The 13,221-nt window shown below is 41.8% G+C and carries 10 protein-coding genes; 9 read left to right on the top strand and 1 reads right to left on the bottom strand.

What is annotated here, in order from left to right:
* Positions 1-6 precede the first annotated feature (6 nt).
* The gene (gene trpF, locus DK188_RS04950; protein ID WP_111669690.1) at positions 7-627 is read right to left on the bottom strand and encodes a phosphoribosylanthranilate isomerase; all 621 of its coding nucleotides are present in this window, start codon (positions 625-627) and stop codon (positions 7-9) included.
* Positions 628-759: 132 nt separating this feature from the next.
* Between trpF and DK188_RS04955 the strand changes: the two genes are divergently transcribed.
* The 9 genes from DK188_RS04955 to DK188_RS04995 all read left to right on the top strand — a co-directional run bounded on the left by DK188_RS04955 (position 760) and on the right by DK188_RS04995 (position 13,189).
* Positions 760-1,449, top strand: a complete 690-nt coding sequence (locus tag DK188_RS04955; protein ID WP_157963165.1) for a hypothetical protein — start codon at positions 760-762, stop codon at positions 1,447-1,449.
* Entirely contained in the window at positions 1,436-3,103 is a 1,668-nt protein-coding gene (locus DK188_RS04960; RefSeq protein ID WP_111669692.1) for a S8 family serine peptidase, read from the top strand. The genes DK188_RS04955 and DK188_RS04960 overlap by 14 nt, the downstream gene beginning before the upstream one ends.
* 49 nt (positions 3,104-3,152) lie before the next feature.
* Positions 3,153-3,803, top strand: coding sequence for a ribulose-phosphate 3-epimerase (rpe, locus tag DK188_RS04965; protein ID WP_111669693.1), 651 nt, complete (start codon positions 3,153-3,155; stop codon positions 3,801-3,803).
* A 121-nt stretch (positions 3,804-3,924) separates the two neighbouring features.
* Positions 3,925-4,419 (top strand): hypothetical protein, encoded by a 495-nt coding sequence (locus DK188_RS04970; RefSeq protein ID WP_111669694.1) that lies wholly within the window; start codon positions 3,925-3,927, stop codon positions 4,417-4,419.
* Positions 4,420-4,520: 101 nt separating this feature from the next.
* Entirely contained in the window at positions 4,521-5,540 is a 1,020-nt protein-coding gene (locus tag DK188_RS04975; protein ID WP_111669695.1) for a hypothetical protein, read from the top strand.
* Positions 5,541-5,636: 96 nt separating this feature from the next.
* The gene (gene gyrA, locus DK188_RS04980) at positions 5,637-8,159 is read left to right on the top strand and encodes a DNA gyrase subunit A (protein WP_111669696.1); all 2,523 of its coding nucleotides are present in this window, start codon (positions 5,637-5,639) and stop codon (positions 8,157-8,159) included.
* A 23-nt stretch (positions 8,160-8,182) separates the two neighbouring features.
* Complete coding sequence (locus tag DK188_RS04985; protein ID WP_111669697.1) at positions 8,183-9,391, top strand: tetratricopeptide repeat protein; 1,209 nt, start codon at positions 8,183-8,185, stop codon at positions 9,389-9,391.
* Positions 9,392-9,511: 120 nt separating this feature from the next.
* Positions 9,512-10,627 carry an acyloxyacyl hydrolase gene (locus DK188_RS04990; RefSeq protein WP_111669698.1) on the top strand — a complete coding sequence of 372 codons (1,116 nt, stop codon included), beginning with the start codon at positions 9,512-9,514 and terminating at the stop codon, positions 10,625-10,627.
* 93 nt (positions 10,628-10,720) lie between these two features.
* Positions 10,721-13,189 carry a PIG-L family deacetylase gene (locus DK188_RS04995; RefSeq protein ID WP_111669699.1) on the top strand — a complete coding sequence of 823 codons (2,469 nt, stop codon included), beginning with the start codon at positions 10,721-10,723 and terminating at the stop codon, positions 13,187-13,189.
* Positions 13,190-13,221 lie beyond the last annotated feature (32 nt).

Consider the following 13,221-nt stretch of genomic DNA (forward strand, 5'->3'; position numbering starts at 1 on the left):
TGTTGCTTATTCTTCCACTTCGAGCTTCTCTAGAATTTCAGAAAGCTCGGTCATGTCTTTAAGTCCTGGTTTTGATTCCTGACCTCCATCTAGGGAAATCCCAAAGATTTTGAGGCCTTTTACTAATTTGAGGACGTTTTCCGAATTGATGCCTACGCCAAGGATTACCTTACATCTTTCAGCCAGTTTGGTGATGACATTTGCATCATCCACTTTGAGATGATTGTCTTTGGACACCACATGAAAGATAATGCCAGATTTATGCAATTCTGAGGCTACTTCCGGCTCAATATGTTTTACATCTTCCAAATTCATTTTATAAATCAAAGCATATCCCTGCCCAACTAGTCCTTCCAATACTTCGATCCGGTCAAATTCTATCCAGGTTATTCCGGGATATTCTTTTACAATTTCCAGAATATTAGGCTGTGATTCATGAGAAAACTCACCGACAAATTCTACACCGGATACCCATCCAGTCAATTCTTTGAATTGGGCTGGGGTAATGTAGTTTTCGGTGTCCACATTTAAGTTAAATCCCAAAAGATCCACATACATCCCAGCACCATACCTTGCGTCTGTGAGGTTTGAGATTTGATTTAATTTTACAAAAGTTCGTAGCGCCATGGTTTATTTCAAAATTACTCAAAGGTAAGTAGGTCCTAGTATAGGAAAAAGTAAATTAAACTCATTCGAAAAAATTATTGCAATAGAAGTATAGACGAAAAATGCACGTATTTTTAGTACCAAATTCCAGCTATGATTAAATCTTTATCGCCATATCTGTTTGCTTTAATGGTACTTTTTTCGGCTTGTGATCAAGAAAAAGAAACGCCTATTCTGAACCTTGAGCAAGATTATCAACCTTTGGGGATTGGACTTTTTTGGATATACGCAGTAGAGGAAACAATTTATTTTGGAGAGAATGATTCAGAATTCTCAGAATTCTTTTACCGAGATAGGGTGAGATCTTCCTATTTGAATGCGGAGAATGAAGTTACATACATTGTTGAGCGTGCCAAGTCTCCGGATGGATTGAATTGGAATCTTGAGTTGGAATACACGATGATTTTTCGGGACAGAAGTCTCCTGAGGACGGTCCAAAACTCAACACTTGTTCCCCTTGTTTTTGCACCTGATTTAGGAAGGGTCTGGAATGGAAAAGCTTACCAAGCAGAAGGCGAGGATGAATTTGAGATTGATCTGGTGGAGTCTATAACGCTGACTAGCAATGAACAGGTGACAGCGGTGAGAGTCAATCAGGAAGACCTAGATGACCAAATCACGATCCGTGATATCCGGTTTGAAACATTCGGAAAAGGCGTAGGTTTGATTGAAAAATACGATGAAGTGTTAACTTATTGTTCGAGAAATGACTGTTTGGGACAGCAATTAATATCCAGTGGTATTAAAATTCATTTGAAATTGGTGGAGTATGGATCGAATTAGATTTTCAATGGTTTTTGTATGCCTGTTGTTTTTGAGTCTGACTGCTCAGGCCCAAAACAGGTATGCCGTTCACTTCAAATACAAACCTCAAAATGGACTTTCGCTGCAATCCCCTCAGGATTTTCTTACTCAGAAAGCCCTCCAAAGGAGAAGTCGTGAAGGAATTCAGGCAGATAGCCTCGATCTCCCCGTTTCCGCTAGGTATTTAAACGAACTAGCCGGACTATCCAATTCCATTTTGTATGCCAGCAAATGGATGAACGCTGCGGTTGTTGTCGCTGACCAAGCATCTGTAGCCGGGATTGAGGCATTGCCTTTTGTAGAAAAGGTAGAACTAATAGCTCCCGGATTTTTGACAAATCCAGGTGCCAGAATCCGGTACAAAGTCTTTGCTTCTGTTACCCTCGAAACAAATTGTGAGACGCCAAAGCTGAACACACGGGAGCTAGCAGTAACAGACAGTCAATATGACTTTCAAAATCAACTCATCGGGATTGATAAAATGCATGAGGAGGGTTTTACTGGCAAAGGGGTAACTGTGGCTGTATTTGACGCCGGATTTCCCGGAACCAACACAGCTTCATCTTTAAGTCATCTCGCAAGTAATAATCAAATTATTGGCCAGCGTGATTTCGTAAGGCCATGGAATGTGGAAGTTTTCATGGACAATCAGCATGGTACAAATGTGCTGTCCCTGATCGCTGCAAATGAGCCTGGAAAATTGATCTCGGGAGCCTATGATTCAGACTACATTCTAGTAATCACAGAAGAAGTAGCGACAGAATATCGGGTGGAGGAATACAATTGGGTGAGAGGAGCAGAATACGCAGACAGTCTGGGAGTGGATATCATCAATAGTTCTGTGGGTTACTGGGACTTTGATGATCCAGCTATGAATTATACTTTGGAGGACTTGGATGGGAATACAGCCATAATCACCAAAGGAGCTACTATTGCAGCTCAGAAGGGGATTTTGATCGTGAATAGCGTAGGGAATTACGGGGGCAGGGGTGTATCCAGTTTGGTCGCGCCAGCGGATGCGAGCGGAATTCTCTCAGTCGGATCGGTTAACACTGATTTGAGTAGATCTGGATTTAGCTCTCAAGGCCCCACTGGAGACGGTAGATTGAAGCCAGAATTAGCGGCTTTTGGGGCATCGCCTGTGTTGATTCGATCCAATGGCTCTGTTGGATCATCAAATGGCACCTCTTTTTCGGCTCCCCAAATTGCCGCTTTGGCTGCTGGTCTTTGGGAGGCCAGACCCGAGTGGACCAAAGATGAGTTGATTGACAATTTGCTGAGAAGTGCCACGCAATTTGATAATCCAGACAACTTATTGGGGTATGGTATTCCTAATTTCTTCGATGCTTACTATGGGGAGATTTTAGCTGTAGAAGGTGCGGAAAACATCGAATGGAAAGTATATCCCAATCCTTTAGTATCTGATGAGATTTCAATTCATTTTGGCACAGGTCTCCAAAGTAATTTCTCGCTTATTGACCTGACCGGAAAAACATTGATCCAAGCGGAATTATCACGAGTCGATGCCAAAGCTCCTTACCGAGTACAACTTAATGGAATCAAACCTGGCATGTATTTAATTCAAATGCAGGAAGGTGCATACATTAAGCAAACCAAATTAGTACGTCGCTAAGTCCTGACTTTGTAGGCTTCGGCTATTCATTTTCTATTTAAAACGCCTTATGTCTCTTTTAATTTCCCCTTCCATTTTAGCCGCAGATTTTGCAAATCTTCAACAGGAGGTAGAAATGTTGAATTCCTCCCAAGCGGATTACATCCATGTGGATATAATGGATGGGGTTTTTGTGCCAAATATTTCTTTTGGATTACCAGTTACAAAGGCGATCCACAACCATGCTAAAAAGCCTTTGGATGTCCATTTGATGATTATCAATCCCAATCAGTATTTGGAAGCCTTTAGAAAAGCTGGAGCAGAGATTATTTCAGTTCACTACGAAGCCTGTACGCATTTACACCGAACTATCCAGGCAATTCGATCGCTGGGGGCCAAAGCTGGTGTGGCTATCAATCCCCATACGCCCGTGTCACTCTTGGAAGATACCATCGAAGATGTGGATGTAGTCTGTGTGATGTCCGTCAATCCGGGTTTTGGAGGTCAGCAGTTTATTGAAAATACCTACGCGAAAGTTTCTAAGCTTAAAGAGTTGATTCTAAAGAAAGGATCATCGGCACGAATTGAAATCGACGGCGGCGTTAATCTTACCAATGCCCCAAAATTGAAGGATGCAGGCGCAGATATATTGGTTGCGGGAAGTTTTGTATTTAGTTCCAGTGATTCAATTCAAACCATCGAAGCACTCAAAAATTTATAGTTCGTTGATTTTTTTCTTTATACCGTTTATCATAAAATACCTTAAAATACTTTTAAAATTCTTGCATCCTTATCCTTGGTGCTTTTTATTGTGAGTTATTCATTTTAAAACCACAATAATTATGAAAAAGATTTGGATGTTTTTGTTCCTTTTTGGAGCGTTTGGTATGGCGGGATATGCTCAGGAGACAGCCACAGAAGAAGCTGTAAGTGATGAAGATCTGAAAAAATTTGCCACTGTTGAAGTGATGACCTCTGAGTTTGTTGCTAAAAAGACAGAGGAACTGAAGAATATGATTCTCAATAATGAGGTGATTGATGGAGGGGCACGGTATAATGAAATCAAGGCTGCTTGGGGCGATGCCGCCAAAGAAGCAGAGATCAATTTGACAGATGAAGAAAGAGCCGCTTACAAGGCAATTAAGGATTTTCAAGATTCCCTGCAGCAATCTGTAGTAGATTATAAAACAGAACTGATCAAAGATGACACGGTTTTGGGAGTATCTATTTACAATAAAGTAAACGGAGCGATCAAAGAAGATCCGGCCATGAAAGAAAAACTGGACAATCTGGTTGCAGAGATGAAAGTCAAAGAGGACGGAGACGGAAATAATTAAATTATTGCGCTGATTGGCAAAAGATTTGGAGAAGCCTTCTACTAAAAGAGGCTTCTTTTTTTATTTTCACACCATACCACAGGGAATAGCGTTATTTACTCATGAAATCCAAAAAACATCTAGTACTTGCCCTTATTTTCTTTGTCCATTTTTTGCCGCTTCAGGCTCAGGATGAAGATATTTTCGGAATAAGTGATAAAGCTAAAAACCCAAAGAGTGAATCAGGAGTTGGCAATGCTTTTCGGAATGTTATTGAATTATTTGCCTTAGAAATATCCACCGGAGCGGCTTACCATCAAATTGGCACTACTTTTTATTCAGAAAACCCATCACTCTATCCCATCACGCAGTATCAAAACTTTGAAAATTCAGCATTTTCTCTGCAGGATACTTTGTCATTTTCCAGCAATGAATGGATTTTCCCACTTGTCAACGCAGGAGTGCGAATTAATTTATTCAATCTACTGACCATTGGCGGAGGATATGGAATGGAGTGGGGGAATCTGGCTCCAATGCGGGGAAATGATCATGAATTTGCCTTTGAGGGAGCTTCCTACCAAATCTCAAAAACATATGGTACTGTGGGACTAGTGCTCTATGATGCGAAAAGAAGACAGGGATTTTTGAAGTGGAAATACCGCAGATACAGTACCAACAATCTGTATATGCAATCGGAATTGAGACAAAGAGCCCGACAGAATTATCCTTGGAGATTTATTTTGGAGGGTGAATTTGGTAAAATGAAATTAAAAAACTCAGTTGCCCCCTCCCTGATGGTCGGAGGGGTGCCCTATGTCCCCCGATTGGCAGTTTCCCCAGATCCTTATATGGGAGTATCGATGCGGGTAGAATATGATTTTTCAGAGTATGCCAAGTTTTTTGTAAAAGGAGGGGCAGAATTCAGGAAATTTACCTACGCCTCATCGGACTACACTGAATTCCAGAATATTGACCAAAACGTCTATGGCTTACAGGCGGGCCTGGCTATAAAGATTCCCGGCACCAAACGCTGTAAAATTGGAGGCTGCGGTGTAGTCATGAAGCATCTCCATGATGGGATAGAATATCGGGGCAGCTCAATTTTTAACCTACAAAACCGAAAAATCGGACAGTGGTATTGAGAAAGAAAACGTGCCGATAAGCTTTTAAACAGGGCTTTCGAAACCTTGCCTTTTTTACTATCTTGCGGCCTTAATCGACCCCCGAATTAGCATTATATGGCTCAAGGAGAAAACGAGAACATTATCCCAATTAATATTGAAGAGGAAATGCGTGGTGCCTACATCGATTATTCGATGTCGGTTATTGTTTCAAGAGCACTTCCAGATGTCCGAGACGGACTCAAGCCAGTTCACAGACGAATCCTTTATGGAATGCAGGAACTCGGCGTTTTACACAACAAACCATACAAAAAGTCTGCAAGAATCGTAGGTGAGGTACTCGGAAAGTATCACCCACATGGAGATTCAGCTGTATATGAGACAATGGTGCGGATGGCCCAGGATTGGTCACTTCGGTACACCATGGTGGATGGTCAGGGTAACTTTGGTTCCATTGATGGAGATAATCCCGCTGCGATGCGATATACGGAAGCCAGACTGAAGCGTATCGCAGAAGAATTGCTGGTGGATATCAATAAAGACACGGTAGATTTTCAGTTTAATTTTGATGACTCACTAAAGGAGCCAACTGTGCTCCCTGCTAAAGTGCCCGCACTTTTGCTCAACGGTGCATCAGGAATTGCAGTAGGTATGGCTACCAATATGGCACCCCATAATTTGGGAGAAGTCATTGACGGTATTGTTGCCTATATCGATAACAGAGATATCACCATCGCCGAATTGATGAAATTTATCATCGCTCCCGATTTCCCTACAGGTGGTATCATCTACGGTTACAATGGCGTAAAAGCCGCTTTTGAAACTGGCAGAGGGCGAATCGTCGTCAGAGGTAAAGCTAACGTGGAAGTCAAAGACGGTGGCAACCGGGAAATGATTGTCATCACTGAGATCCCTTACATGGTCAATAAAGCCAACATGGTCGAAAAGACTGCGGCGCTGATCAATGAAAAGAAAATTGAGGGAATTTCAGCTATTCGGGATGAATCGGATCGATCCGGGATGCGAATAGTGTATGAACTGAAGCGTGATGCGATTTCTAGTGTTGTATTAAACAACCTGTACAAACACACTGCACTCCAGACTTCTTTTTCAGTAAATAATGTTGCCTTGGTAAAAGGCAGACCTTATACTCTCAATCTAAAGGATCTGATAGTTCACTATGTCGCACATAGACATGAGGTCGTAGTCCGCAGGACCGAGTTTGAATTAAAAGAAGCTGAGAAAAGAGCGCATATTTTACAAGGCTACTTGATTGCATTGGATCATCTGGATGAGGTAATTTCCTTGATTAGAAATTCTCCGGATCCAGAGACAGCCCGAAATGGCTTGATGGAGCGATTTGAACTCAGTGAAATTCAGGCACGTGCGATCTTGGATATGCGATTGCAGCGTCTTACCGGAATGGAGCGCGACAAGATCATCCAAGAGTACAAGGAGATCATGGCGCTGATCGAAGAGCTGAAAGAAATCCTTGGAAACGAGGAAAAGCGAATGGAAATCATCAAAACCGAACTTCAGGAAGTTAGAGATCGGTATGCGGATGATCGTCGTACAGAGATCGAGCATAATGCTGAAGATTTCAGCTACGAAGACATGATTCCAAATGAAGAGGTTGTGATCACTGTGTCTCATCAGGGGTATGTAAAACGAACTGCCTTAACAGAGTACCGAACTCAGGGAAGAGGCGGAATAGGATCCAAAGGGGTAAGTACCAAAGAAGACGATTTCACCGAATACCTATTTACCGCTTCCACTCATAATTATCTTTTGATTTTTACGGATAAGGGCAAGCTCTTTTGGCTAAAAACCTACGCAATACCCGAAGGATCGAAAACATCCAAGGGTAGGCCGATACAGAATTTGATCAATATTGAGTCTGATGATAAGATTCGATCTATTATTCAGGTGGAAAGCCTGGATGATCAAGATTATCTCAACAATCACTTCTTGGTCATGATCACTAAGAAAGGGATCATTAAGAAAACTACCCTTGAGCAGTACAGCCGACCACGTACCAATGGTATTATCGCGCTGAATATCAGAGAGGATGATCAGTTGGTAAATGTCAACATGACCAATGGAAGACAGCATATCGTCATTGCTGCGAAATCCGGCAGAGCCATCCACTTCCCAGAATCTTCAGTAAGGCCTATGGGAAGGACCGCTACGGGAGTGAAGGCGATAACGTTAAATGAAGATAAAGATTATGTCATTGGCATGGTTTGTGCCTCTGAGGAAAACGCAACATTACTCGTGGTCTCTGAAAAAGGATATGGAAAACGTTCCGATCTAGAGGAGTACAGAATCACCAATCGCGGCGGAAAAGGTGTCAAAGCGATGAATGTGACTGAGAAAACCGGAGCTTTAGTTGCGATCAAACAAGTGACTGATTCAGATGATCTTATGATTATCAATAAGTCCGGAATTACCATCCGGATTTCTATGGATCAGCTAAGAGTAATGGGTAGAGCGACCCAGGGTGTGAAGTTGATCAGAGTAGGAGAAGGGGATGAGATTTCTTCTGTAGAAAAGATTTCAAGAGAGGAGGAATTAGAAGATCCATCTGCCGAACCTACTGAAAACGGAACACCTGAAACACCTGAAGAAACAACTGAATAACCAAACAATTAAGAAAAAAGCAAATGAAAAAGCTGATTCTCTCTATGGTCCTTGTGGGGGCAACTACGATTGCCTTCGGACAAAAAAAAGTAATAAAAGAAGCTGAAAAAGGATTTAAATCCGGTGATTTAAAAACCGCACTTACAGCTGTGGATGCTGCTGCCACCAATCCTGAGACTAGTGGAGATCCAGCTACATTTCTTTTGAAAGCACAGATTGAAACAAAGATATTTGGTTCGGACTCGTCAAACACCATGGAAACAGTCCAAACTGGTGCTGCTGCCCTTGGTACGTTCAACAAAGCCTTTGAAATGGCAGGTAGTGATAAAGCTGCCGGTGTAGGAAAAGAAGTGTATGAAGAAGATCTACCTGGTGTACCTGATAACCTTCGACCTTACTCTATCTATACCCTGAAAAACGTCGCGTTTGACAAGGGTATCGAGCGATACAACGATGAAGATCTAGAAATGGCCTATGAATTCTTCAATTTGGCCGGAGAGATAGATTTGAAAGATACCACAATTCATTACAATGCAGGTTTCTTGGCAAATGATCTTGGAAAGTTCGAAGATGCAAAAAGACACTTTGGTTACTTGATCGACGTACCTGAATACAATAAGCTAAATGCCTATTATTTTATGGTACAGATTCTGAGCACTGAAGAAAAGAATCCCGAAGCAGCTTATGAATTGGTAACCAAGGCTAAAGCGGATTATCCTACAGATAAAGTCTTGGCTGAGTACGAAATCCAATTGCTTCTTCAATTGAATAAGATGGACGAAGCAATGGCTCAAATCAACGATGCACTATCAAATGATCCAAATAACACTGGACTATTGTTAAGATCTGGATATTTGAAAGAGCAGGCAGGTGATTTGGAAGGTGGACTTGCTGATTACAAAAAGGCTGTAGAAGTAGATCCAAATTTCTTTGAAGGCAACTATTACACTGGTGCTTTATTACTTGAGCAGGCTACAAAAATGCTAAACACACTGAATGACCTATCTGATGCGGAGTGGGAAAAACAATCTCCAATCATCGGTAAGAAAGCAGACGAAAACTATAAAGATGCTGTCAAGTATTTTGAAAAAGCTTTGGAGATCAAGCCTGACAACACAGATATTATGATTATCCTTTACCAAGTTCACACCCGCTTGAAAAATACTGCGGAGGCTGAAGCATTGGATAAGAAATTGACAGAACTTCTTGGCGCAAATTGGCAAGAAAACTAAAAGAATTTAAGTAATAAAAGGTCGGTAATTTGCCGGCCTTTTTTTTGGTTCTTTTGAAAGTTGTTCCAACCCCCACTTTTTTAATACTTTTGTTGAATTCGCGTTACGTAGCATTTCGAAATGAATAATCTGGTCAAAGCTGTCTTTTTTTTGTCTCTGATTTTGTTTTGGAATTCAGTTTTGGCCCAAGAGACAAAATTTCAAAAAGTCATCGGTATCTCTTACGAAACAGGACCCATGTTAAGTAATGGTACGACCTGGGGCGATGAGATCAAAGATGCGGTCGATTATAAGGCTATTGATATTAAGTTGGGTTGGAAAAAAATACGCAATACTCCTTACAATTACCTTTACCGCTATCCAACTTTAGGATTTGGATTTAATTCTGCCCTTAAGAATTATAAAGAAATAGGAAGACCACAGGCCGTTTACGGATTTATGGAAATTCCCTTTTCAGTCGCGGGACTTCAGCGCAAATTTAGTTTTGGTTATTTCAATCAGCTAGGTGTGGGATTTAATTTGACACCCTATGATTCTTTGATAAATCCCAGCAATCAATACATTGGTTCTCAAATCAATGCCTACATCTACACGGGGCTGAGTTCAACCTTTACGCTTTCAGAAAGAGTAGATCTCATGGCTACTTTTGGTCTGAAGCATTATTCCAATGGATCTGCCAAAAAGCCAAACGCAGGAATCAACCTTTTTCCATTGAATGTTTCTATGCGTATAAAGCTAGGAGAACTTTACCCTACTCCTGAAAATCCTCCAATCATTCCAGAGAAGGAACTCAACACTTTCTGGAATTTCACACTCTATACCGGGATGAAAAATTATGAAATTGGTGATCCTACTTACTTCAGAGGAGGAATTGGTGTCAATTACCTTTTGGAGCCAGTTTACAAGTACCGCCTGGGTGTTGGTTTGGACTTTTTCTGGGCCCAAGGAATGGAATTAAGAAATCCTGGAGAGATTTATTCTTTTAAAGACCAGACATCTCTTGCAGTGGTTGGTTCTTGGGAATGGCAACTGACGAAGCGATTGTATGTCCCGATAGGTTTAGGCGTATACTTGTATAGAAATGAATTGAACCAGGAGATTACTTGGTTTTATGAACGAATAGGAGCGAGGTATCGATTAGGGGATCATCTTTTTGCAGGCATGCAGATAAAAGCACATAAGGCTAAGGCAGATTTTTTTGAATTTACTCTAGGTTATACAGTCCAGGGAAAATGATAAACTTGGTTTTTGGAAATTTCTCCATTGGTCACAAAATGTTTTTTTTTGCCTGAGGATTCCGATAGCTTACCTTGTCAATTAAAACCCAATATGCTGCAGCCAAAGGTATTTCAAACGATTATCGTATTATTCTTTGTTTTTGTGGGACATTTGTCCCTAGCTCAGTCGATCCCATCTTCTCAAATATTTCATCAGTTGCTCCAGATTAAGGAGACCAAACGAGTCCTTTATGTCGCGGCTCATCCTGATGATGAAAATACCCGGCTGATAGCCTACCTAGCAAATGGCGAACATGCAGCAGTCGCATACCTTAGTCTGACCCGTGGGGACGGCGGTCAAAACCTTATCGGAAAGGAATTGGGAGTTGAATTGGGACAAATCCGAACCCAAGAGCTGATCAAAGCCAGGGAAACTGACGGAGGAAGACAGTATTTTACCCGAGCGATGGATTTTGGTTACAGTAAAAATCCAAGCGAAACACTTCAAAACTGGGAAAAGCAAAAGGTCCTCGCTGACGTTGTTTGGGCCATTCGCAGGTTCCAACCCGATATCATTATCACCAGATTCAATACGATCCCGGGAGTGACCCATGGCCATCATACTACCTCCGCAATAGTAGCAGGTGAGGCTTTTGAACTTGCCGGAAAATCAGACGCATTTCCTGAGCAATTGCAGTGGGTCAAGCCATGGCAACCCAAGCGAATTTTCTTCAATGCATATAATTTCAGAGGTGATTTTGAGCCTGAGGAAGGAAAGAAATATTATGCTTTTGAAGTAGGGGGGTACAATCCTCTCCTTGGCAAAACCTATAATCAAATAGCCGCGGACAGTCGGACAATGCACAAGTCACAGGGTTTTGGATCCACAGCAGGAATTGGTTCATCGCGCGACTATATTGAATTGGTAGCCGGAGAAGAATATGAAAGCAGTCCCTTTGAGGGTGTGGCTGATCGCTGGGAGTCGATCCCACGTGGCAAGGAAATCAATTCGAAGATTGACCAGGTACTAAACCAGTTTAACTTTTTGGAGCCGGAGAAAAATGTTTCTTCCCTCTTGGAGTTGAGAAGAGCATTGCTGGGTCTTGAAAGCGGTGAGATTTGGATTAAAGAAAAAATTTCAAAATTAGATCAAGTGATTTTTAATGCCTTGGGTCTGGAGTTTGAGTTTACAGCGCGGAAAGAATCTGGATTTCCAGAAGAATTGATCAAAACCCAGTTTGTGCTAAATAATCCTTCTAGCATTGAAGTAGAAGGAGTTAGGCTTCAGGTTGGAGATACTTATTATGCAGGAAAAGAAGGGACAGGAATGGTTAAAAACAATGAAACTGTCAATCTGTCGATTGATTTTGTAATACCCGAACAAACTTCCTATAGCCAGCCGTATTGGTTAGAAAACCCCATAGATGGTGCCTTGTATTCTGTGCCGAATCAGAAACAAATAGGAGCACCTTTTAATGATCCGCATGTGGGAGGAGAACTTTCATTTTCAATTGGAGATCAAAAATTCACAAAAACAGTCCAACTGGAATACAAATACAATGATCCTGTGGAGGGAGAAGTGAAGCAGCCTTTTGTGATTGTTCCAGAGGTGGATTTGATAGTTTCAAAAGATAATGTTTTCCTGGTTTCAGGAGCTGAGCCCACTTTGACAGTAACAGTGAATTTCCGGGATCAATACTTGGAAGGCGAACTTGATTTTGAAGGAATTGAAAAAGATCAGTATCGGATAGTGAGTATTGAGGATTTGAATCTTCAAAAACGGAGAGTCTATCAAGTGGCTTTTTTGCCAAATGGCCCGGGAAAGAAACAAGTGACAGCCCGATTTACCACTGCCTCTGGCAAAAGCTATAATCAGCTCATCAAAACTATTTCTTACAAGCACATCCCAAATCTGACGTATTTAAGCCCTGCTTCATTTAATCTGATTCAGGAAGACTGGAAGCTTTCCAATGGAAAAATCGGATACATTCCCGGTGCGGGAGATGATGTGCCGGGAGTTTTGTCTGCGCTGGGATATGAGGTTACGATGATCGGATCGGAGGACTTTTCAGTGGATAATCTGAGTCAGTTTAAAGCTATTGTGGTTGGAATCCGCGCCTACAATACCAATGAGGCTTTGGCTGCAAATCAGCAGGTTTTCATGGGATATGTCAAATCAGGAGGTAACCTGATCGTCCAATACAACACCAGTTCACCGCTTTTGACTAACCAAATCGGACCCTATGCATTTACAATAGGACGGGATCGAGTGGCAGTTCAGGGATCTCCTGTGGTAGCTGATTGGAAAAGTGCCGTCCTTTCGTCGCCTAACCAGATGAATGAAGCTGATTTAGAAGGTTGGGTTCAGGAGCGAGGCCTCTATTTTGCCACGGCTATAGATTCTGCGTACCAAACACCTTTTGTGATGCAGGACCCCGATGAACCTGCTAGTAATGGCTCGCTTATCGTAGGTTCTTATGGAAAAGGCAACTTTGTGTACACCGGCATATCATTTTTCAGGCAATTGCCTGCTGGTGTTCCTGGTGCGATCAAATTATTCATCAATCTAATTGAGCAGTAAAATGGAGCAAAAGCCGATTCACTGGAATAGAA

It is taken from the genome of Algoriphagus litoralis, from assembly GCF_003259255.1.
GTDB lineage: Bacteria > Bacteroidota > Bacteroidia > Cytophagales > Cyclobacteriaceae > Algoriphagus > Algoriphagus litoralis.